Annotated in this window: 20 protein-coding genes; 5 read left to right on the top strand and 15 right to left on the bottom strand. The window is 29.0% G+C overall.

The genetic code is table 11. The features are described from left to right. Positions 1–195: 195 nt before the first annotated feature. The 3 genes from JFY71_RS11880 to JFY71_RS12080 all read right to left on the bottom strand — a co-directional run bounded on the left by JFY71_RS11880 (position 196) and on the right by JFY71_RS12080 (position 1,832). Complete coding sequence (locus tag JFY71_RS11880; RefSeq protein WP_243660985.1) at positions 196–1,122, bottom strand: TDT family transporter; 927 nt, start codon at positions 1,120–1,122, stop codon at positions 196–198. Then, positions 1,115–1,600 (bottom strand): C-GCAxxG-C-C family protein, encoded by a 486-nt coding sequence (locus JFY71_RS11885; protein ID WP_243660986.1) that lies wholly within the window; start codon positions 1,598–1,600, stop codon positions 1,115–1,117. The genes JFY71_RS11880 and JFY71_RS11885 overlap by 8 nt, the downstream gene beginning before the upstream one ends. Positions 1,601–1,700: 100 nt before the next feature. Then, complete coding sequence (locus JFY71_RS12080; protein WP_263457737.1) at positions 1,701–1,832, bottom strand: hypothetical protein; 132 nt, start codon at positions 1,830–1,832, stop codon at positions 1,701–1,703. 91 nt (positions 1,833–1,923) lie between these two features. Here JFY71_RS12080 and JFY71_RS11890 point away from each other — a divergent pair, with 91 nt between their 5' ends. Further along, the gene (locus JFY71_RS11890; RefSeq protein ID WP_243660987.1) at positions 1,924–3,834 is read left to right on the top strand and encodes a bifunctional metallophosphatase/5'-nucleotidase; all 1,911 of its coding nucleotides are present in this window, start codon (positions 1,924–1,926) and stop codon (positions 3,832–3,834) included. 33 nt (positions 3,835–3,867) lie between these two features. On the opposite strand, the gene rpiB is transcribed toward JFY71_RS11890, so the two are convergent. From rpiB to JFY71_RS11910, 4 genes are read right to left on the bottom strand one after another with little or no spacing between them, the layout of a single operon-like run. Further along, on the bottom strand, positions 3,868–4,308 hold the full coding sequence (gene rpiB, locus JFY71_RS11895; protein ID WP_243660988.1) for a ribose 5-phosphate isomerase B: 441 nt from the start codon (positions 4,306–4,308) through the stop codon (positions 3,868–3,870). 28 nt (positions 4,309–4,336) lie between these two features. Then, positions 4,337–6,091: a pyruvate kinase gene (gene pyk, locus JFY71_RS11900; protein ID WP_243660989.1), complete on the bottom strand. Its 1,755-nt coding sequence runs from the start codon at positions 6,089–6,091 to the stop codon at positions 4,337–4,339. A 12-nt stretch (positions 6,092–6,103) separates the two neighbouring features. Next, the gene (pfkA, locus tag JFY71_RS11905) at positions 6,104–7,063 is read right to left on the bottom strand and encodes a 6-phosphofructokinase (protein ID WP_243660990.1); all 960 of its coding nucleotides are present in this window, start codon (positions 7,061–7,063) and stop codon (positions 6,104–6,106) included. A 10-nt stretch (positions 7,064–7,073) separates the two neighbouring features. Next, positions 7,074–10,556 carry a DNA polymerase III subunit alpha gene (locus tag JFY71_RS11910; protein ID WP_243660991.1) on the bottom strand — a complete coding sequence of 1,161 codons (3,483 nt, stop codon included), beginning with the start codon at positions 10,554–10,556 and terminating at the stop codon, positions 7,074–7,076. A gap of 117 nt (positions 10,557–10,673) precedes the next feature. On the opposite strand from JFY71_RS11910, the gene JFY71_RS11915 reads away from it, so the two are divergent. From JFY71_RS11915 to JFY71_RS11925, 3 genes are read left to right on the top strand one after another with little or no spacing between them, the layout of a single operon-like run. Further along, positions 10,674–10,991 carry a PadR family transcriptional regulator gene (locus tag JFY71_RS11915; RefSeq protein WP_243660992.1) on the top strand — a complete coding sequence of 106 codons (318 nt, stop codon included), beginning with the start codon at positions 10,674–10,676 and terminating at the stop codon, positions 10,989–10,991. Then, the gene (locus tag JFY71_RS11920) at positions 10,984–11,559 is read left to right on the top strand and encodes a DUF1700 domain-containing protein (protein ID WP_243660993.1); all 576 of its coding nucleotides are present in this window, start codon (positions 10,984–10,986) and stop codon (positions 11,557–11,559) included. Before JFY71_RS11915 ends, JFY71_RS11920 begins: the two co-directional genes overlap by 8 nt. Then, positions 11,549–12,415 carry a DUF4097 family beta strand repeat-containing protein gene (locus tag JFY71_RS11925; protein ID WP_243660994.1) on the top strand — a complete coding sequence of 289 codons (867 nt, stop codon included), beginning with the start codon at positions 11,549–11,551 and terminating at the stop codon, positions 12,413–12,415. The genes JFY71_RS11920 and JFY71_RS11925 overlap by 11 nt, the downstream gene beginning before the upstream one ends. Before the next feature lie 16 nt (positions 12,416–12,431). On the opposite strand, the gene JFY71_RS11930 is transcribed toward JFY71_RS11925, so the two are convergent. Both JFY71_RS11930 and JFY71_RS11935 read right to left on the bottom strand, forming a co-directional pair. Beyond that, entirely contained in the window at positions 12,432–13,745 is a 1,314-nt protein-coding gene (locus JFY71_RS11930; RefSeq protein ID WP_243660995.1) for a metallopeptidase TldD-related protein, read from the bottom strand. 7 nt (positions 13,746–13,752) lie between these two features. Next, positions 13,753–15,078 (bottom strand): TldD/PmbA family protein, encoded by a 1,326-nt coding sequence (locus JFY71_RS11935; RefSeq protein WP_243660996.1) that lies wholly within the window; start codon positions 15,076–15,078, stop codon positions 13,753–13,755. 63 nt (positions 15,079–15,141) lie between these two features. On the opposite strand from JFY71_RS11935, the gene JFY71_RS11940 reads away from it, so the two are divergent. Then, positions 15,142–15,816: a hypothetical protein gene (locus JFY71_RS11940; RefSeq protein ID WP_243660997.1), complete on the top strand. Its 675-nt coding sequence runs from the start codon at positions 15,142–15,144 to the stop codon at positions 15,814–15,816. Positions 15,817–15,852: 36 nt separating this feature from the next. On the opposite strand, the gene JFY71_RS11945 is transcribed toward JFY71_RS11940, so the two are convergent. The 6 genes from JFY71_RS11945 to JFY71_RS11970 all read right to left on the bottom strand — a co-directional run bounded on the left by JFY71_RS11945 (position 15,853) and on the right by JFY71_RS11970 (position 24,042). Continuing rightward, positions 15,853–16,407: a DJ-1 family glyoxalase III gene (locus JFY71_RS11945; RefSeq protein WP_243660998.1), complete on the bottom strand. Its 555-nt coding sequence runs from the start codon at positions 16,405–16,407 to the stop codon at positions 15,853–15,855. Positions 16,408–16,416: 9 nt separating this feature from the next. Continuing rightward, complete coding sequence (gene uvrA, locus JFY71_RS11950; protein WP_243660999.1) at positions 16,417–19,230, bottom strand: excinuclease ABC subunit UvrA; 2,814 nt, start codon at positions 19,228–19,230, stop codon at positions 16,417–16,419. An 11-nt stretch (positions 19,231–19,241) separates the two neighbouring features. Then, entirely contained in the window at positions 19,242–21,209 is a 1,968-nt protein-coding gene (gene uvrB / locus JFY71_RS11955) for an excinuclease ABC subunit UvrB (protein WP_243661000.1), read from the bottom strand. Positions 21,210–21,385: 176 nt separating this feature from the next. Beyond that, complete coding sequence (locus JFY71_RS11960) at positions 21,386–22,345, bottom strand: DUF1002 domain-containing protein (RefSeq protein ID WP_243661001.1); 960 nt, start codon at positions 22,343–22,345, stop codon at positions 21,386–21,388. A 70-nt stretch (positions 22,346–22,415) separates the two neighbouring features. Next, positions 22,416–22,760: a hypothetical protein gene (locus JFY71_RS11965; protein ID WP_243661002.1), complete on the bottom strand. Its 345-nt coding sequence runs from the start codon at positions 22,758–22,760 to the stop codon at positions 22,416–22,418. Further along, a complete protein-coding gene (locus JFY71_RS11970; RefSeq protein ID WP_243661003.1) occupies positions 22,747–24,042 on the bottom strand; it encodes a DUF1576 domain-containing protein in 1,296 nt (431 codons plus the stop codon). The genes JFY71_RS11965 and JFY71_RS11970 overlap by 14 nt, the downstream gene beginning before the upstream one ends. Between the last annotated feature and the right edge of the window lie 311 nt (positions 24,043–24,353).

Here is a 24,353-nt window from a genome sequence, read left to right on the forward strand (position 1 = left end):
ATCTCTCACTTTGAAACTAAAACTCCACCTAGAATTAATTGGATAAAATAAACAGTAAATCTTGTAAGACATATTAATTAATATAAAAAATAGTTGTAAAAAATCATATTATATAATAGCAAGAAAGGGACTAAAATATTAGTTGCTAGATTAATTTTAAAATTAAAAATCATCAATTCAAGAAAAAAATTCCCCTTACGGAGAATTTTTTAGTCTATGCTTTTTTGTTTTAAATATAAAATTAATATATCTGAATAATACATACAAAACAATTAAAGTTGCTATTGTAGTTTCAAAAATAACTAAGTATTTTAGAATTCCTAAATTAAATCCCTGATTAATAAGAAATCCAACAGAAAGTTTTAAGGCAATAGCAGAAATTACCAATGGGAAGGTAAAAGCAGAATAACTAGGATAAAACTTCAGCTTTAACATTTTAGTAAGTAAAAATAATATACAAAAATATATAATTTGAGATAAAATCAATAACCCAATTGTTAAATAAATATTTTTATTATCATAAATACTCATGTAGCCTGCTAAACATAAAGAACCTGGTGCTGCTAAAATAATCTTTGTTGGAAGTGCTGGCTCTGGAATTTCTATATTTTTTATTCTTTTTAAAACTATAAACAACAAAATAATATAGGAAATTAAGCCAAAAACAAATGCAATTTTACCGATTTGCTCATTAAAAGCCTTGCCCGTTACAGATGCAACTACAATTCCCACATAAACAATAAACCAAGATGCAAATACATTCTTTAATTCAAATTTAAAAACAAATTTAACAGTGAAATAAATAATGAAGAAAATATGTAAAAATACTCCAAAATACCAAAAGATATTAGCAGTATTTCCAACAAACCCCTTTAAATATCCCGACAATAACATTATTGTCATACTATAGGTAGGAATAACAGAAGCAACTATTGGATTATTCATTTCTTCTTTAAAATCTTTAAAATTAAAAATTATTTTTAAAGTTAATAAAACAAAAATTATTAACGATAAAAATCCAAATAACAATCTTATATTTTCACTATAACTTTGTAGTAGATTTCCTAAAGCAGCTAAAGCCAACATAAGACCTGAAATAACCGTTGGCATTTTCTTAAGCATGCTTTTCGCCACCTATAGTTAACTTACCATCTTCTATAAGTTGTTCTGCTACCCATTCTGCTACTTTTCCTGTTATTTCAACACAATGAGCCTTTCTTTCTGGAGATTGGAAATTGTCTCCTGCCCATTCTCTAGTAATTACACGGCAACATAAAGATTTGTATTCTTTTCTTATAAAATCGTGTAGTTCCTTAGCCTTATCAAACATAACAGGATCCATTGCTTGACCATGTACTCTACCATAAACCATACCAAGTGCCATTTCTCCACCGGACACAGCTCCACATAAACATTGGGCTTTTCCTAAACCAATTGGAAAACCAGATGCTAATTTTACAACTTCATCAGGATATAATTTTCCTAATGCATCATTAATTACTTGTAAAACAGCCTCCGAACAAAAGAACTCTCCCCTTTGGAAGTAGCCTTCTGCTTCTTCTCTTACTTGTTTTAAATATTCTTCTTTTGTAATACTCATAACATCCCTCCTTAATATCCTACACTATTATAAGGGAACTTATTACAAAAGTAAATATATACTAAATATATTAAATATATATATTATTTAGCATATTTATTTAATAATCCTCATCTAAAAGTTCCAAGTCATCATCTTCATAGTCAAAATCCCTGGAAATTTCCGGATATTTTTCTTCATCATCTTCTTCATAATCTTGGTCAAAAATCTTTTTTAAATAATTATCTTCCATAATTTAACTCCTTAACTATTCTTCTTTTATTATAATACAATTTCTATTATATATTAAAAATATTAGGGTATACTTTTACTAGGAGGTAGTTATGAAAAAATTAAGAAAAATTTTATTTGCTATTTTTTTAAGTATTTTTATTGTATCCACTAACACTTATGCTCAAGATAAGAACAGTATAAATATTTTCTTTACTCATGATATTCACGACCATGTTGAAGATTTTAATATAACAGAAAATGGAAAAAATCTAAATATTGGAGGATATGAAAGAATAAATGAAGCAATAAAAAAACAGCTAGAAGAAGATAAAGATAGTCTAATTTTAGATGCCGGTGACTATTCTATGGGAACCTTGTTTCAAACAATCTTTAGTACAGAAAACCCTAGTTTAAGATTGCTTGGAGAAATGGGCTATGATGCAACAACATTAGGTAATCATGAATTTGATTTTAGAACTAAAGGTCTTGCTGACAGTCTACTAGTTGCAAAAAATAGCGGAGATAAATTACCCGAATTGCTTTCTGCTAATATTGACTTTGAAAACTACGACAATGTAGATGAAAAAGAAGTTAAAAACCTAAAAAAGGCCTTTAATGAATACGGTGTAAAAGAATATATAATATTGGATAGGAAAGGTTATAAAATAGGTATATTTGGCTTAATGGGCAATGATTCAATATCAAATGCTCCAATGGCCGGTGTTAATTTCAAAGACCAAATTGAAACAGCTAAAAAAATCACTAACAAATTAAAGGATGAAGAAAAAGTCGATTTAGTTATTTGCCTTTCCCATTCAGGTACATGGGAGGACAAAAGTAAATCTGAAGATGAAATAATGGCAAAAGAAGTTAAAGACATTGACTTAATAATTAGTGGTCATACCCATACAGAACTATTAGAACCTATAACAGTAGGAAAAACAATAATAGTTTCTTCCGGAGAATATGGAAAAAAATATGGAAAAATTGAAATTACCAAGAACGATAAATCTTGGAAAATAAAGAATTATGATTTAATAAAGCTAGCAGATAAGGTAGAAAATAAGGAATTAGAGGAAAAAATTCAATATTTTAAAAATAAAGTTCAAGAAAACTATCTTAATCACTTTAATTTAAACTTTAATGAAGTCCTTGGAAAAACAAATTTTTCTTTTATATCAGAAGATGATTTAGGAAAAGAACATAAGGAAGAGCCTTTAGCAAATTTAATAACCGACTCTTATATTCATGCCATTAAGAATATTGAAGGTGATAATTACAAGAGAATTGCTGCTTCGATTGTTCCCTATGGTACTATAAGAGGAAGTTTAACAAAAGGAAATATTACAGTTTCAGATGTATTTAATATAAGCTCTTTAGGAATAGGCCCAGACAAAATATCGGGTTATCCTTTAATTGAAGTTTACCTAACTGGAAAAGAATTAAAAACAACAGCAGAAGTTGACGCTTCAATTCAACCTATAATGGATGTTGCTCAACTTTATATTTCCGGCATGAACTATTCCTTTAATCCTAACAGACTTATTTTTAATAAAGTGGACAACCTTTATTTAATAGATGAAAATGGAAACAAAGAAGAAATAAAAGACGATGAACTCTATAGAGTAGTTACGGGACTTTACACTGCTCAAATGCTTTCAATAGTAAAAGACCAGTCCTTTGGACTAATGTCCATTGTCCCAAAAAATAAATCAGGAGAAGAAATAACGGATTTTGAAAAATATATTATCTACGATAAGGACAAAAAAGAAGTTAAAGAGTGGTACGCTTTAGCTGAATATATAAAATCCTTTGAAAAAGAAGATGGCATTCCTACAATACCGGAAGAATATTCCCAACCATTAGGCAGAAAAATAGTAAATAACGACAAAAGTTTTTCTGCAATATTCTCAAACCCAAATCAAATAGCCCTTGGCTTATATGCAATAGTTTTAGTAATTATTTTAATAATAATTTTTCTTGTAAGATTTATTTTAAAAAGACGTAAAAGGAAGAAATAAACAAAAAAATTGTCAGAAATCTCTGACAATTTTTTATTTATTTTCATAATCTGTTATTATTTGTATTCTTTCAGAATGTCTTCCACCTTGGAACTCTGCATTTAGCCATTCATAAACAGCCATTTTTGCTACTTCTTCACCTATTACCCTAGCTCCTAATGCAAGTACATTAGCATTATTGTGCTCTTTTGCCATCTTGGCTGAAAAAACTTCATTGGCACAGGCACATCTAATACCCTTCACTTTATTTGCAGCTATGGAAATTCCTATTCCCGTTCCACAAATTACAATACCTGCATCATATTCACCACTGGCAACGGCTTCTGCAACTTTTATTCCATAAACAGGATAATTGGCTTTCTTTCCTGCAGATACTCCAAAATCTACAATTTCATGGCCTAATTCTTTTACATAATCAATTAGTACAGGTTTTAATTCATAACCTCCATGATCACTTCCTATTGCTATTTTCATATGTCCTCCAAAAAGTTAAATAATATTTTTATAATACTCTTGCAGAACCATTATATACTAATCCAGAAATAGGGTCTACTGTAATTATTTGTCCATCTTCTAAGATTTCTGTTGCATCTTTTGCACCAACTATTGTAGATTTTTTGAAATGTAGTCCTACAATAGCTGCATGAGAAGTAAGTCCACCTTCTTCTACTACTATTGCTCCTGCTCTTTCTACAAAACTGATTATTTCAGCATCTGTACAATTTGAAATTAAAATATCGCCATCGTTAAACTTGTTTTCAAGTTCTTCAACTGTGTTTCCTATTACTACTTTTCCAGTTATTGATTCTTTACCAATTCCCTGTCCTTTTACTAGGATTTCTCCAATTGTATGAACTTTTATTAGGTTAGTAGTTCCACCAACTCCTACTGGAACCCCTGCTGTTATTATAATTAAATCCCCTTCTTTGACAAAGCCCTTTTCCATTGCTGACATTATGGACAGGTCAATTACAGCATCGGTACCTTCGCAAATTTCAGATTGAATTGGGTAAACTCCCCAAGTCAAGGCTAATTTTCTTAAGACATCTCTATTAAAGGTTGTAGCTATAATTGGAACTAAGGGTCTTATTCTGGAAATTGCTTTAGATGTTGAACCTGTTGCTGTTGCAGTGATTATTGCAGAAGCTCCTAATTGTACTGATAAGGCTCTTGTTGACCTACTAATAGCATTAGTTGTAAAGTTGTCCATCCAATCCATTCTATTGTTGGTTGTTGCTATAAATTCACTAGATTTTTCTGTTGAATCCGCTATTTCACTCATTACTTTAACTGCTTCTACTGGGTAGTTTCCTGCTGCTGTTTCTCCTGAAAGCATTATAGCATCTGTACCATCTAGTATTGCATTTGCTACGTCTGTTACTTCTGCTCTTGTTGGTCTTGGATTTCTTATCATTGAGTCTAACATTTGTGTAGCTGTTATTACAGGTTTTCCTGCAAAACTTGTCTTTTTAATTATTTCTTTTTGAACTATTGGCATTATTTCTGTTTTAATCTCTACGCCTAAGTCCCCACGTGCTACCATAATACCATCTGACGCTTCTATTATTTCATCTAAATTATCTACACCTTCTTGTGATTCTATTTTTGAAATAATTTGAATATTTGAACCGCCATTGTCTTCTAAGATTTTTCTTATATCTATAACATCCTGTGCTTTTCTTATGAAACTTGCAGCTACAAAGTCAAGTTCTTGTTCAACTGCAAATATTAAATCGGATTTATCCTTTTCTGTTATTGCAGGTAAATTAATAGTAGCATTTGGAACATTTACTCCCTTTCTACTTTTTAAAATACCATGATTTTGCACTTCAGTTACTATGTCGGTGTCTGTTATTTCCATTATTTTTAGGTCTACTAAACCATCATCTACTAAAATATGTCCACCAATTTCTACATCTTTTGGTAATTCTTTATAGGATATAGATACCATTTCCTTTGTACCTACAACATCCTTTGTAGTTAATGTAAATTTATCTCCTATAGCTAATTGAACTTGTGGTACACCAAAGTCACCTAATCTTATTTCCGGTCCTTTAGTATCTAACATTATAGCTATTGGTAAATCCAATTCTTTTCTAGCTTTTTTTATATTGTTTATTCTAACTAAATGCTCTTCATGATTACCATGAGAAAAATTTAGTCTACAAACATTCATTCCTAATTTCATCAGTTCTTTTAAAGTTTCAATATCTTCTGAAGCTGGTCCTATTGTACAAACTACTTTTGTTTTTTTCATATTTCCCCCAAACTATATGGATATTTCCCCTGCCATATCGTATAATTCTTGATTTAATTCCCTTTTTGTTTCAACTGCTTCCTTTATTGGTACAGGAACTATTTTTCCATTTATTGTAGCTAATGCTAATCCTGATTGTCCTTCTATTAAAAGTTGAACAGCTTTGTTTCCCATTTCAGATGCTAAAAGTCTATCGTATGGACATGGACTTCCCCCTCTTTGAACATGACCTAAAATAGTAACTTTTGTATCGACTCCTGTAATTCTTTTTATATCTTCTTTTAATTCATATGGTTTACCTACACCTTCTGCTAATACGATAATATGATGTAGCTTACCTCTTTTTCTACCTCTTTTGATTTTACTTGTAATGGCCTCCATATCTAATTCACGTTCTGGAATAATAATACTTTCTGCACCACTGGCAACTCCTGAATAAAGTGCAATATCGCCACAATGTCTTCCCATTACCTCTACAATATTAGCTCTTCCATGGGATGATGAAGTATCTCTTAATTTACTAATTGCTTCAGAAACCGTGTCTATTGCAGTATAAAATCCAATAGTTGAGTCTGTATAACCCATATCGTTGTCAATAGTACAAGGAATTCCTATTGTTTTAATTCCCATATTACTTAAAACTTCAGCTCCCCTATAGGAACCATCTCCACCTAAAACTACAAGACCATCTATTCCAAAGTCCTGTAAAATATTATATGCTTTTTTCTGTCCTCTTTCTGTAATAAATTCAGAACTTCTTGCTGAACCAAGAATAGTTCCACCTCTTTGGATTATATCTGCAACAGAGGAAACATTCATTTCATATATGTTTCCATTTATTAAGCCGTCATAACCAAATCTTATACCCATTATTCTAATTCCATTGAATATTGCTGTCCTAGTTACTGCTCTAATTGCAGCATTCATTCCAGGTGCATCTCCACCACTTGTTAGAATACCTATTGTTTTCATTTTACACCTCTCATACAATTTTAATGTTATCGCTACCTAATATATCCTTTAATTCCATCAATATTAAACTATCGTTTATATCTATAGAATATTTTTCTGAAAGTTGGTAACATTTGTTATTTTTTTCAAAATATAAGTTAACTGGATCTTTTCCGTATGATTTTAATAATATATTTTTTATTTTATTAAGTATTTCATCGGAAATATTTTTTTCTATTCTTAAAAATAATTTATTTTTTATTTTACTATTTAAATTTTCTACATCTTCTAAAGTACTAACAATAATATTAGCTTCATCTCTCTCACTTATATTAATAGTACCCTTTACTATTAATACTTTATCTTCTTCTAAAATAGAACTGTACTTTTGATAAATATTTGGAAATACTGTTAATTCTATAGTCCCATATAAATCTTCTAATTTTACAAATTCCATAATTTTATTGTTTTTAGTGAACTTTTTATTTATTGTATCAACAATTCCAACAATTGAAACTCTTTTATTGTCCCATTTTTCTTCTATTATAGAAATATCTCCCTTTAATTCTAAGGTATTAAAATTAGAATATTTCTTAACTATATCCTCATATGGTCTCATAGGATGATCTGTTAAATAAATTCCAAGTACTTCCTTTTCCAACTTTAAAAGATCTTTTTTATCGTACTCATCAATATCCGAAATATTGCTTTCCACTTCTTCGTTTTTATCATCTTCAAACATATCGAATAAGGAAGCTTGTCCCGGTATGTTTTTCTTTTGAGACGACTGTACAGAATCTATTACTAATGAATATTCTACCATAAGTCCAGCTCTTGTTACACCCATGGACGAAAACGCCCCAGCTTTGATTAAACATTCCATAGCTCTTTTATTTATAACTAAAGGATTATCTGCAACTATTCGCTCAATAAAATCCCTGAAGTTTTTAAATTCTCCGCTACTTTCTCTTACTTTTACTATTGTATCTATTAAATTTTCTCCAACATTTTTAATAGCCATTAATCCAAATCTTATTTTTCCATTTTCAACACTAAATTTTTTAAAACTATAATTTACATCCGGTTGTAGAATTTCAATATTTAATCTTTTGGATTCCTGAATATATAATGCTATTTGAGAAGTATTTCCCATAACTGATGACATTAAAGCCGCCATAAATTCAACAGGATAATAATACTTTAACCAGGCTGTCCGCATTGCTACTAAGGAATAAGCTGCTGAGTGGGATTTATTAAAAGCATATTTAGCAAAATCTATCATTAAATCATAAATCTTATTTGCTATTTCTTCAGATACACCATTTCTTATAGCTCCTGAAGTAATAAGATTACCTTCATTGTCTTTTTCACCAAAAATGAATTTCTTCCTTTCAGCTTCCATTACATCCATCTTCTTCTTACTCATAGCCCTACGTAAATTATCGGCTGCTCCTAAACTATAGCCTGCTAATTGTTGTACTATTTGCATAACCTGTTCTTGGTAGACTATAGTTCCATAGGTTACATTTAATATAGGTTCCAATTTAGGATGTAAATATTCTATTTCATCGACATGGTTTTTATTATATATATATTTTGGTATTTCATTCATTGGCCCAGGTCTAAATAAAGAATTGGCTGCAATTAAATCATCAAATTTAGTTGGTTTTAATTCCTTTAAAAAATTTCTCATACCTGGCGACTCAAATTGAAATATTCCCAAAGTATCAGCAACAGTAAAAATCGAAAGTACTTTAGGATCATTTTCATCCATATCCTCTATGGATATTTTTTTCTTATGATTTTTATTTACTAGGTCAATTGCATCTTGAATTACCGTAAGAGTACGTAGACCTAGAAAGTCCATTTTAAGTAGTCCCAGTTCCTCTAATTCAATCATATTGAACTGAGTAATTACTGCATCCTTGTTTCTTGCCAGTGGAACATATTCCATTATAGGTTTTTTAGATATTACAACGCCTGCTGCATGAGTAGATGTATGTCTTGGCATTCCTTCCACAGCATTAGCAATATCAATTAAATTTTTAATAGATTCATCACTATTATATAATTGTTTAAATTCCGGACTCATTTCTAAGGCCTTGTCAATGGTCATATTTAAAATCATTGGGACTTTTTTTGCAACTTCGTCTACAAGCTTATATTCCATGTCTAAAACTCTACCAACATCCCTTATAGCTCCACGAGCTGCCATAGTACCAAAGGTAACTATTTGAGCAACCTTGTCCTCACCGTATTTTTCAATTACATAATCTATTACTTCTTCCCTTCTCTCATAGCAGAAATCTATATCGATATCAGGCATGGAAACTCTTTCCGGATTTAAAAATCTTTCAAAAAGTAAGTTGTATTTCAACGGGTCAATATCTGTAATTTCCAAAGCATAACTTACAATACTTCCTGCTGCAGAACCTCTACCGGGCCCTACAGGAATATTTTTACTTTTTGCAAATCTAATAAAATCTGAAACTATTAGAAAATAATCAACAAAACCCATTTCTTCTATAGTTCTAATTTCAAATTCAAGTCTATCTAATACTGTTTTGTTGACATCCCTATACCTTTTATGAATACCCTTAGTAGCCAGTTCTCTTAAATACGATTTATTTGTATAACCTTCTGGTATTTCAAAATAAGGTAGATGTAAATTTCCAAAATCAAGTTCTACACTACATCTTTCTGCAATCTTATTTGTATTTTCTAAGGCTTCTTCAAATCCTTCAAAAAGTTCGTACATTTCATCTGCAGATCTTAAATAGAATTCTGCAGGAGCATAATACATTCCACCTTCATTTTTCTCCTGTATTGTTTTCCCCAGCTGAATACAAAGTAGAATATCGTGAATTTTCCAATCCTCTTTTTTAACATAATGTACATCATTAGTTGCTACCATTGGTATTCCGGTTTCTTGGGAAAGTATCGGCATTTGATTTAATATTATTTGATCTTTATCTATACCATGATTTTGTAACTCTAAAAAGAAATTCCCCTTACCAAAAATATCCTGTAATTCTAAAGCTACTTCCTTAGCTTTTTCATAATCATCATACATGAGATTTTCTGAAACTTCTCCCTTTAAACAGGCAGATAGGGCAATAATTCCCTGGCTATGTTTCCTTAAAATATCTTTATCGACCCTTGGTTTATAATAAAATCCGTTTACATAACCTAGGGATACAATTTTCATTAAATTTTTATATCCTATTTCATTTTCAGCAAGTAAAATTAAATGGTTGTATCTTTTTGTATTATTACTTTTTTCTAAGTAAGAACCATTTACTGTATATATTTCACAACCTAGTATAGGATTAATTCCACGTTTTTTTGCTTCTTTATAAAATTGAACAACACCAAACATGGAACCATGATCGGTTATTGCTAAAGATTTCATATTCAATTCTTCTGCATAATCCAATAGTTTTTTTATTGGACTAAATCCATCTAATAAACTATATTCTGTATGCACATGTAAATGTGTAAATTCTCTGTCCATATAATATCCTTTCTAACCTACTATTTTAACATATTGTAGTGATTTAATAAAAATACTTGTTGACGTACTATACTATACAGAGTATAATATTGTTGAAGTTAAAATAAGGGGGAAAATATGATATTCCAATATGGTAATCAAGTCTTAGATTTTTGTGTACTAGCTATTTTAGAACATCAGGATTCTTATGGCTATGAAATAACACAAAGGATTTTAGAAACAATAGAAATATCTGAATCTACAATGTATCCTGTTTTACGGAGATTAAAAAAATATAATCATTTAGAAACCTATGACGTTCCCTACCAAGGTAGAAATAGAAGATATTATAAAATAACCGATAGTGGAAAAGAACTTCTTGAATTATATAAAAGTGATTGGGAAATTTATAAGGATAAAATTGATTATATAGTTAAGGGGGAAGAAGATGAATAGACTTTCTTTTAATATAGCATTAGAGAATAGACTAAAAGACGTATATGAAGAAGATAAAAGAGATGCTATAGAATATTACAATGAATTATTTGACGATATGGGACTAGGAGATAATGATGAAATTCCTCTAGAATATCAAAATATAGATAAAATTGTTAAAGACATTAAGGCCGATATGAAAATAAACAAGGTAATAGAAAAATCGAAAAAAGATAATAATAGTATTTGGAAAAATATTTTAATAATTTTAGGTGCAATATTTGCAGTTATGTTTGCAATACCTATAGCGATTCCATTAATACTGGCCTTTCTAATTCTTGTACTAGTTGTTATTTTTATACCTATAATAATATTCTTAGCCTTTGTATTTTCAATTGGAGTGTCTGTTTTTGCAATAGTTGCTTCCTCAATAAAATTTAGTGTATTTCCCTTAGGAATTTTAGGATTATTCTTTATTTTTCTAGGCTTGTCCATATTAACTTTTAAATTTGCTAAATTTATAGTTATTAAGACAAAGGATTTTGTAGTTAGAAAATTAGATGAAAGGAAGTATAAAAATGAAAGGTAAAAAATCAACGATTATTGCAATTATATTTATAATTATTGGTCTAATTATTTCAATTTTTGCATATTTCCAATATGGCTGGGAAAGTTTTTCTTATAATTCAAAATATGGAACTATTGGTTTTAAATATGACAAACATAATTATGGAAATAATAACAAAATTTTATCAACAGAATCATTTTCTTTAGACAGTTTTAATAATTTAGACATAGATTTAGAATATACAAGTGTAGAAATATTACCTACAAAGGATAGTAATCCTAAAATTGAAATTGAATATAGGAATAAAAGCAAAGTTCATTATTCCATAAGCAACAACACCTTAAGCTTAAATGATGAACATTATAGAAGTTCTCATAGAAATAAAAACCCCAATATTATAAAATTATTTATACCCGAGAACACAGAAATAACAAGTCTAGAATGTTCTTTGTACCTAGGCGAATTAAAAATTAGTGGAGTAACTTGTAAAAAATCAACTATTGAAACAAATTTAGGATCAATACATATTAAGGATTCTAATTTTGAAAATACAGAAATCTCCCTTGATTTAGGAGAATTTGTAGCTACTAATACTATTTTGACCAATACGGAAATAGAAAACAATTTAGGTTCTATTGAAATATCAGGGCAAGTTTTAGGATATAATGAAATGTCAGTTTCAATGGGGGCAGTTAATTTAAATTTAAAGCAGGATAAAGATGACACAAAAATAATTGCCGATACGGACCTAGGTTACATAGATGTCGATGGAGTTTCCTTTAAAGGAATATCAGAAGATAATCCTATTAACCCTACCGGTTCTAATATAATAGAAATAGAAACAAATATGGGTTCTATTGATATTAATTTTAAATAGAAATAGCTAGAAGTAATTACTTGCTTCTAGCTATATTCATTTTCGTAACTATATTTTTAAAACCACCAAATTCATTGTCTATACAAACACCTATGAAATCTTTTCCAAACATTTCATATATATTATTATATGCTGAAAATTCCGGTAGTCTACCTATAATTTCTCCATCTTCATATAGATATGCACTTTGAATAGGTGTGGAATAATCGCCTTTTTCATTATAATCCCCGCCTTGATATATATCTACATATATTGCTCTTTCACTTCCTAATAATTTCTTTAAAGAATCTGCTGTATTTTCAAAATGAATTTGTGCCTTATCTATACTTGGTAAGTCATTATATTCCCCAAAAGCTGCTGCAGTATTTTTTATATTATATTTACTAGAAATTGCTTTATCAGCGTAACCTTGTATAAATATTCCATTTTTAATTAAATAGAATTTGTCGTTTTCTATTACACTTCCCTCTAGATCAAAAAATGGAGTGTCGAAATTTTCTTTTGTTCTGTTAATTGTTATATTAAGTTTACTATTAAAAATCTGTTTTCCTTCTTTATTTCTAAGTTCAGAATTTCCCGCTTCTATATTCTTTGGATTTAACCATTGAATTAGCTTGTTATCAAAATTAACATTATTAAATATAATAGGTATTTTACTTTCCTTTGGTAAATCCACCTTAATTTCAAATTTAGTTAATATCTTACTTATTTTACTTATAGAATCTCTTATATTAAATTCTCTTGAAATGTCTAAAAAACCGGAATCAAAGACATTAATAGATTTTCTATGTTTAATCAAAATAATAAAAAGGTAGAAAAAATCTTCATCATATAAATCTGTATTTAAATCATTTATTAACTCATATTTAGTATTAAACATTTTAATATTATTAGAAAAAATAAACTCCGGAAACTTCTTATTTAATTCAAATATTAATTTTTTAGCTTTATTTATAAACTCTTCTTCATTATATTCATAGTTAATGCTATTTTTTCTAACAATATTCTTCGTTATCTCTTCTTCATAGTTAATGCTATTTTTTCTAACAATATTCTTCGTTATCTCTTCTTCATAGTTAATGCTATTTTTTCTAACAATATTCTTCGTTATCTCTTCTTCATATTTAATATTTTTTCTTAAATTATTTTTAGCTTTCTCATAATACTCTTTATTATCTTCTCCTAAAAAACTATAAAACCCTATATTACTTCCATCATAATATCGTATAGAATTATTTTTCCTATCTTTTCTACTAATCTTATTAATTTTATTATTCAATATATTTGCAATAATTTGTTTTTCTCTTTTTATGTACAATTCTTTAATCATATTCCACCTAACTTACTTGCAATTTATTTACTTTTATATATGGTCCTCCAACTGCTACTCTCAAAGGAAACTGGTCATTTTTACCACAAGCAGTACCTGATATTATTTCTACTTCATTTGAAACACCCGTTATTTCATTTAAGGTCCTCATTACATTACCAGTAATTACCGATATTAATACAGGACTTGAAATTTTTCCATCTTTTATTAAATATGCTCTTTGAGGTGCTAGTGTAAATGTGCTCATGCCGGAACCATGATTAACTGTATCTATATATATTCCATTTTTTACTGAAGAAAATAATTCCTCTACTGTCATATTTCCTCCTTCAATAAAAGTTGAAGTCATTCTTACAATTGAATCAAATTCAAAGTTAACTGCTCTAGCGTTTCCTGTAACTTCTTCATCTAATAAAGCACTTGTTTCAGAAGAATGTAGTCTCCCCATTAAAATACCATTTTTTATTAAATATGTTTTTTTACTTTTATTACCTTCATCATCATAAGGTACAAATCCTGAATTAATTTCATTGCCACAATCTACAATGTTTAAAATATCTGAACCTACTTTTTTACCTATTGCCCATTCATCTAACATTTTTTCATCTCCAACCATAAAATCTGCTTCACTTTTATGTCCAAAACTTTCATGGGCAAATATCCCTGCAGCCATAGGTGATAATATACAGGTATATTCGTTTGGACTAATAGGTTTTGCCTCATTATAAAATTCTATGTTTTTTTCAATATCCTTTTCTAGTTCATCATATTTATTCTTTAATTCATTAAAATCATGTTTAAATACTTTTTTAAAACATTGTGGATTATTATCTTTACTTTTTACATAATAGCTTATATTAACAGAACATTCAGCATAATCGTATTCAACATCTGTACCTTTACTAGTAATTATATGTTTTCTTATATAATTATCAATATATAATAAATGTTTAGGAATAATATTTTCTTCTGAGTTTAAAAATTTATTATAATCCGATATTAAATTTTCCTTTTCTCTATTTTCAATCCCTAAAATACTTTCAAATTGAATCAGTTTATCCCTATTCACTTCATATTTATTGACGATTTTATTTTCATTTATATTTGGGTTTTCCTTGGCTAATTTAGACAAATAGTCTATTTCTTTTTGAATACTATCAAAATTTGTTATAGAGCTGGTATACCATAATTCACCATCAAAAACCCTTACAATTACTCCACTTTCACTATATTCTTTATTTTCCACTATAGTATTATTTTCTATTCTTATTCTAGTGGAAATATTGTTTTCTATTCTTACATCTGTATACAAATTAGGGTTAAATTTATACATGTTTATCATCTCCCATATATGTTATTATAACATTAGTAGTTAATTATTTAGGGAAGTGATTGTATGAATATAAATGAATTTAGAAAACTAGAGTACTTGTCTGGAATACCTTTCTTAATAACTTTAACAATTTCAGGCATAATATTATTTGTCTTTATCTATAATTTAATTTATTCTGGCAAAATTGCAAAAATAATTTCTACAGTTTTATTTCTTATTTCATCTGTAACCCTTCTAGGCTTTTTTATTTACTTAAAACCCTACAATAATCTAATTTCATTAAATACAGCAGCAACAAGAAGTTATCAATATGTATTTGGATATAAGAAATTTTATTTAAAAAATGAATTAAGTTTATACCAAAAAGGTTATTTTTTAGATACCTTTGAAGAGAACCCATTATATGAATATATAGAGGAATATATACCTGTTGAATATTTGGGAAAGTATAACGAGGAAAGTTTCTTTAAATTTAATGAAGATATAATTTTTACCTATAAGAAGATTAATTTTTCTAAGGTAGATAATTCAAATATTGTAATAAGGCAATATTTTTTAAAAGATAAAGAATATATTAATGAAGGTTTTATTGAAAAATCTCCTAAATTTTTTATAAAATATGAAGTTCCTAAAAATTTAGAAACTTTAACTTTTGATAATGGTAATAATAAGACAGATACTATATATGATAAATCTTATAATTATTTAATACACACTTTAAGTATTAAATATCCATAAAAATAGGCAAATTAAAAGGCTGTGTAATACAGCCTTTTAATATCTTTTATATAATATGTCCTTTTTAAGTTCTTTAACAGCATTTCTTCCTAGTAAGTCCTTTACAATATTAAATGCAAATTTTTGTGCGTAGGCTGGTCCTGCTGCTGTTATTATATTATCATCTATTACTACCGCTTCATTTCTATGTCTACCATTTAAAATCCTATTTTCTATTCCTGTATAGCAAGTGTAACGTCTTTCATCTAATATTCCAGCTTTGTTTAAAACTAAAGGTCCGGCACAGATTGCTGCTATCATCTTTCTAGCTAAATGCATATTTTTTACAGTTTCTAATACCCTAGCATCTGCCATAAGGTTCTCTACGCCTTCTAATCCACCTGGAATTATTATTCCATCATATTCTTCAAAATCAATATCCTTTAAAAACTTTTCAGCCTGAAATACTATATTGTGAGCTCCAGTAATTGTTAAGCTATCTGATACTGAAACCATATCCACTTCAATTCCAACTCTTCTTAAATAGTCAACTTGTGTTAATGCTTCTACTTCCTCTATTCCATCAGCTAACAAAATAATTACCTTACTCATTTTTTCCTCCTATAATACTTTTTTCAAAAACTGTCCTGTATAGGACTTATCAACTTTAATAATGTCCTCCGGTGTTCCGGTAGCTATTATTTCTCCACCACCATCTCCACCTTCCGGGCCTAAATCAATAATATAATCTGCTGTTTTTATTACATCTAGATTATGTTCTATTACAATTACTGTATTTCCCTGTTCAACAAGCAATTCCAATACTTTTATTAATTTGTGAATATCAGCAGTATGAAGTCCGGTAGTAGGTTCATCAAGAATATATATTGTCTTTCCTGTTGATCTCTTACTTAACTCCGATGCTAATTTTACCCTTTGGGCTTCTCCTCCTGATAATTCTGTAGAAGGTTGTCCAATCTTTATATACCCCAAACCAACATCATTTAAAGTTTCCAGTTTTCTTGATATAGAAGGTAGGTTCTCAAAAAACTTTACTCCCTCTTCTACTGTCATGTCTAAAATATCGGAAATATTTTTTCCCTTATATTTTACTTGAAGAGTTTCTCTATTATATCTTTTACCATGACACACTTCACAAGGTACATATATATCCGGTAAAAAGTGCATTTCTACTTTAACCGTTCCATCTCCACGGCAAGCTTCACATCTTCCACCTTTAACATTAAAACTAAAACGCCCCTTTTTATAGCCTCTTAGTTTAGCTTCTGTTGTTGAAGCAAATAAATCCCTGATTTGATCAAATACCTTTGTATATGTCGCCGGATTTGACCTTGGAGTTCTCCCTATTGGAGATTGGTCTATTTGTATTACTTTATCCAATTTATCCAATCCTTTAATGGATTTATACTTACCTGGTTTTAACTTAGCCCTATTTAATTCCTTTGCTAATATTTTATACAATATTTCATTTACTAAACTACTTTTCCCTGAACCAGATACTCCTGTTACACAAGTAAATACTCCTAAAGGAAATTTAGCAGTAATATTTTTAAGATTATTTTCTTTACATCCTGTTAAGGTAACAAAGTCTTTTGGTTTTCTTCTTTCAGTAGGAACTTCAATTTTTTTCTTTCCAGATAGATACTGTCCTGTTATTGAATTAGGAGTATCAATTATATCTTCTATTGTGCCTTGAGCTACTATTTCACCACCATGAATTCCTGCACCTGGTCCAATATCTACAATATGATCTGCTACTCTCATCGTATCTTCATCATGTTCGACAACAATTAAGGTGTTTCCAATATCAGTTAAGCCTCTTAAGGCTTCTAATAGCCTATCATTATCTCTTTGATGTAAGCCTATACTCGGTTCATCTAGTACATAACAAACCCCAACTAAGGCAGAGCCAATTTGAGTTGCAAGTCTAATTCTTTGAGATTCTCCTCCAGATAGAGTTCCTGATGCTCTTGATAAGGTTAAATACTCTAGACCAACATCTTGAAGAAATTGTAGTCTAGATATTATTTCTTTAATAATTTCAGAACCGATTAATTTTTCTTGATTGTTTAGTCTTATTTTCTTAAACCATTCCAATGAATCTTGAACTGCCATATCGGTTATATCTATTATGTTTTCTTCATTGATTTTTATTGAAAGATACTCATCCTTTAGTCTTTTACCATGACATTTTTTACATTCAATTACTGTCATATATTCACTAATTCTATCTTTCGTAGCCTCACTTGTTTGGTTGTATCTTCTTTCAAGGTTTCTAATTATACCTTCAAAGGGACCCTTATATTTTTTCCAACCACCAAAATGACTATCAAAGGAAAATTCTAAATCTTCATCACCTGTACCATATAAAATTTCATCAATAAGTCCTTCCGGTGCTTCGTTTAAAGGTTTATCTAAAGGATATTTATATTTTTCAAATATTGCTTTTAATATTTCATAATAATAAGTTCCTTCCTTAGATGTTGCGAAAGGTTCTATTGCCCCTTCTATAAAAGACAAATTATAATTAGGAATTATTAAATCCTTATCAATTTCTGTATGAAATCCTAATCCATGACATTCCGGACACATACCAAAGGGATTATTAAATGAAAATGACCTTGGTTCTATTTCATCATAGGAAATATGTCCATCAGGACAGGTTTTCTTTGAACTTAGAACCATGGTATCACCATCAATTACTTGAATTTTAACTATTCCTTCAGCTAATTTCAAAGCTGCTTCAATAGAGTCAGCTAAACGTGCATCTATTCCTTCTTTTACTATTATTCTATCTATAACTATATCTATATTGTGTTTTTTATTTTTTTCTAATTTTATTTCTTCACTAAGCTCATATAGTTCATCATCTATAATTGTACGAATGTATCCTTCTTTTTTCATATTTTCAAGTAATCGTACATGTTCACCTTTCTTACCTTTAACAACCGGTGCCAATATTTGAATTCTAGTTCTTTCTGGAAGTGTTTTTACCTTGTCTACCATTTGATCAATTGTTTGACTTGTTATTTTCTTTCCACAAACTGGACAAAAAGGCGTTCCGATTCTAGCATAGAGAAGTCTTAAATAATCATAGATCTCTGTAACTGTTCCAACAGTTGAACGTGGATTTTTACTTGTGGTTTTTTGGTCAATAGAAATAGAAGGCGATAATCCTTCTATTGACTCTACATTCGGTTTTTCCATTTGACCTAAAAACTGCCTTGCATAACTAGATAGGGATTCTACATATCTTCTTTGGCCTTCGGCATATATAGTATCAAAAGCCAAGGATGATTTACCGGATCCACTTAATCCGGTAAACACTATCATTTTATCTCTAGGTATTACTAAACTTACATCTCTTAAATTATTTTCTTTAGCACCTTTTATAACTATTTTATCTAAACTCAATTTATCACCTGCTAAAAATCCTTCTTTAATTTTCTAATTTCATCTCTTAAATTAGCAGCTCTTTCAAATTCCAAAGCTTCTGCTGCCTTATACATTTCCTCTTCCATACTAATAATTAAATTATTAATATCCTCTCTTGTAATAGTATCACTTTCAAATTTATATTCTGATAATTCTTCTGCTACTTGTGTAACAGATATAGTATCTCTAATTTCCTTATTAATGGATTTTGGCGTTATACCATGTTCTTTATTGTATTTATCTTGTATTTCTCGTCTTCTATTCGTTTCAAAAATTGCCGACTCCATAGATCTGGTAATATTATCTCCATACATTATTACCCTTCCATCTACATTTCTAGCAGCTCTTCCTATTGTTTGTATTAAAGAAGTTTCCGATCTTAAAAAACCTTCCTTATCTGCATCGAGTATGGCAATTAAAGACACTTCCGGCAGGTCCAACCCTTCTCTTAATAGATTAATACCTACTAAAACATCATATTTACCCAATCTTAAATCCCTAATAATTTCCATTCTCTCTAAAGTATCAATATCAGAATGAAGATAGGTTACTTTAATATCCAGTTCTTCTAAATATTTTGTAAGATCTTCTGCCATTTTTTTAGTTAAGGTAGTTATTAAGATTCTTTCCTTCTTTTCTATATTCTTATATATTTCTGTAACTAAATCATCAATTTGACCTTTTGTCGGTCTAACTTCAACTTTCGGATCCAATAATCCCGTTGGTCTAATAATTTGCTCTACAACCTGTTCCTCGTGCTCTTTTTCGTAAGGTCCAGGAGTGGCAGATACAAATAGAATTTGATTTATCATAGATTCAAATTCATTAAATTTTAAAGGTCTATTATCCAATGCAGAAGGTAATCTAAATCCATAGTCAACTAGATTTGTCTTTCTTGACTTATCCCCTTCATACATTCCTCTTATTTGTGGTAGTGTAACATGGGATTCATCAACAATAATTAAAAAATCATCTGGAAAATAATCAATTAACGTATAGGGTCTTGAACCGGCTTCTCTTCCACTTAAATGTCTTGAATAATTTTCTATACCAGTACAAAAACCCATTTCTGAAAGCATTTCTAAATCATAATTTGTTCTTTGTTCAATTCTTTGAGCTTCCAATAATTGATTATTATCTTTAAAATATTTAATTCTTTCTTCTAATTCTTCCTCAATAGTTACCAATGCCTTTTTTACTTTTTCTTCCGATGTAGCAAAGTGAGAAGCAGGATAAATAGCTATATGATTTCTAGTACCTATTATTTCTCCTGTTAAAGAATTAATTTCTGTAATTCTATCAATTTCATCTCCAAAAAATTCTACTCTTACACTATTTTCATCTTGTGATGCTGGAAAAATATCTAGACTATCCCCTCTAACTCTAAAAGTACCTCTAGTAAAGTTAATATCATTTCTAACATATTGAATATCAACTAATTTTCGCATTACTTCATCTCTATCCTTAATCATGCCTGGCCTTAATGAAACAACTAAATTTTCATAATCAATAGGGTCCCCTAAACCATAAATACATGAAACTGAAGCAACTATAATAACATCCTTTCTTTCAAAAAGAGCCATAGTTGCTGAATGTCGTAATTTATCTATTTCATCATTTATAGAACTATCCTTCTCTATATAGGTGTCACTTTGAGGAACATAGGCTTCCGGTTGATAGTAATCATAATAACTAACAAAAAATTCAACGGCATTATCTGGAAAAAATTCCCTAAATTCACTAGCTAATTGATATGCTAATGTTTTATTATGTGCAATTACCAAGGTTGGTTTTTGAACTTTTTCAATAATATTAGCCATTGTAAAAGTCTTACCTGAACCTGTTACACCCTTTAGTGTTTGGGCCTTCATGTTCTTATTAATTCCATCTACTAATTTATCTATAGCCTCCGGTTGATCACCAGTAGGTTTAAAATCTGAATTTAATTTAAATTTCATATTTCACCTCTTTGAACAATTGTTCGCTTATATATTATACCCTAATATCCTTAATTATTAAACACTATAGTATGAACTACCCTAATTTATTGTATTTAAAGGTTTTTTAATATAATTGCTACTATTTTTTACTATATATTTTAAAAATAAATAAAGAACAGGAAATATCCTATTCTTTATTCAAATAAATTTATTATTTTATTGTATACATCTTTAAAGAAGGCTGAAATCTTATCTAATAAACCACTTTTTTCAGCTTCATTATATAAATCCTTAGCTCCGTCTACAATTTTATCCTTCCACTTATTCAATTGATTTAATACTTCTTCTGATGTTAAAGCATCGGTATTAACATATTTTTTAAAGTAAGAAATCAATTTATCCATTTGTTCCTGTGTAACAATATTATCTAAGTCATATTTTTCTAAGGATTCTTCAACAACTTGTCTTATTTCATCTATTGTAGGAATTTTATCCTGTTTTTCACTTATATCAGCAAGTTCAGTTTTTATATCTGTAATTGCATTATTTAACTCATCACTAGAAAAACCTTTAGTATCTTTATTTTCTTGAGAAATTTCATTTACTGTATCAAGTTCTTCTTGTGCCACTTCCATTCTTTCAGTATCCAACACTTCACCATTAGCTTCAAAAGCCTTATAAACACCTGTTAAAGCTGATTCTCCAGTAACCGGTCTAACAGCGCCTACTAAAATTGTTGCATCTTCAACCCCTGCTGTAATACTGGCATTTGCGTATTGTTCTTCTGTTATTTCTGTAATATTTTTAGGAGTTTTAATAACTACATTTACCCCTTTACCGGAGTTTTCTTTTGTAACTAATACTGAAGAAATCATATTTCCTGGATTATTTGGATCTCCACCAATATATTTAATTAAATCATCATAAGTTACTTTTATAGTGTTAACATTATCCTTATTTTTAATTCCTAATAATTTCATTGTTTCATCTATTTGGCCACTTTTTAATGAACCACCATAAACATAGGTAGGTTTACCCCATCTTTCATTTATTACTTCTGTATCTATTTCATTAGCAAATGATGGAACTGTAGAACTTGCTAGAATTGAAAAAGTCATTACTCCTAATAATATTTTTTTAATCTTATTATTCATCTATACCTCCTTTGATATAAATAGATTATAACATAGACAAGGACAATAAATTTCTACGAAATATCTACAATTAATTAGAAATTCTCATTGCGTAAAAAGTTAGTAGATTATCACTGTAGTTAATACAGCCTTCATCGACCATAGAGCCTAGTAAATCAATATCGTTAACATTGTCACTATATCCTAATAAAGTGCTATAATACTCTTCTAAAGTAGAAATTCTTTTCTGATTGATTAAGCTATTTAATTCATCTAAATCATTAGGTTTTCTATCTGTATTTCCTTCGGCTATAATAGTAATTTTATCGTCATTTACTTTTAATCTAATTGTAATATCCTCTACTCCATGTTCTATCATATAATTTAATACTGAATTAGTAATTCTTTTTGATACAACCGCATCACTGCTTTTCATAATATCTTTTTCTCCTTTCAATAGCAGATATAATAGAATCGAAAATAGGAACCAAAGTAGCTGCTATAAAACCACCAGAGAACCCATTATTATATAAATTCATACCACCATGTAAATATCCAACATTAGCTACTAAAGCAGCATGACAAAAGCCTGCAAATATTCCTGCCGATACACCATATTTACCAGCAATTGGTGCAAGTGTTGTACCAAACAAGGCTGCTAATAATGTACTAGCGCTTAAACTATCATATGTATTTAAGAAAGTAGCTAATCGAACACCTATTAATATAGGAATGGTATTTTTAGGATGTTTACCAAAAGCAGCAAATCCTACAATAGTTAAAATACCACCTACTGTTGGGCCTGTTAAGTCCCCACCAATAATTAAAATGAATGTTGTACCGATTATTCCCATAATTCCCATATTTATCAAAGTTATAGGAAATCCATATAAACTAATAAAATCAGCCATTAATTGACCAGTGTTTTTTAAAAGCTCTTTATAGTTTTTAAAAGACTTATTATTTAAAATAAATCCAATAATTATCATCAAAATAAAACAAAAATAAAAAACTATAGCATGTTTAATATTGTTTCCTGAAGAAATAATATTAACAGTTTCTACCTCCATATCAAACATCTTTAAAACTGCTGTAGCAAACATACCTACCATACCTGCTGTAAATCCAACATTATACAGATTAAATCCTTGATGAAATCTTAAAAAGGCTTGTGAAAGAGGTGGTAAAACAAAACCTACTATAATTCCTGCTAAATATGCAAAAAAAATAGATTTACTTAAAGGAATACCAAATCCAAAAGCAATTTCACCAACTAAAGGTCCTAAAGCAGAACCAAATAAGGCTGGCAGTAAATAATTTTTAAACTCTGTCTTTTCAAATTTTGAATATAAATAAACTCCCAATGTAATAGGAATAGAGTTAAAAATATTTTTCCCAAAAAAAGAAAAACCACAAACAGTGAAAATAGCTGCTATTAAAGGTCCATTTAAAGTAGCTCCAGTCTTTCGCACTAAAAAGGTAGATAAAATCGTTAAAACTCCACTATTAAAATATGCTCCACCCATTCCTCCAACTTTTACGTAATCTGTGATTAAATTATCAGGAGAAAGGATAATGTTCTTTAACCCATTTAAAATATCTTTAGGAGAATCAAAAAATAAAGAAACAATTATTAAATAAATCCCTAATAAATATACAAGTAAATATTTTTCCGGTATCTTATATTTTACATTTTTTATATTTTTTACATTCGTCATAAACTTCCCCTTAATTTTTTCTTCTTATTCAATTATAGTATATAAAGCAATATAATCTCAACTATATTAAATAAATATTCCAATAAAAAAGGAATAGTCTTATAAAAACTATTCCTCATAAATTTAAATAATAATATAATTAATTTTTATTATTTATTCTGGAATTTTTACATCTTTTGGAATAGGACAACTAGAGTTTCTATAATTAATGGTATTAGTGAAAAAATAAAAATCTTCATCTACACCATTTGATAAAGAGTCATTAATCTCAAATACAATAAAAAACATCTACACATAATGTAGATGTTTTT

Origin of the sequence: Miniphocaeibacter halophilus, from assembly GCF_016458825.1 — a bacterium.
Lineage (GTDB): Bacteria > Bacillota > Clostridia > Tissierellales > Peptoniphilaceae > Miniphocaeibacter > Miniphocaeibacter halophilus.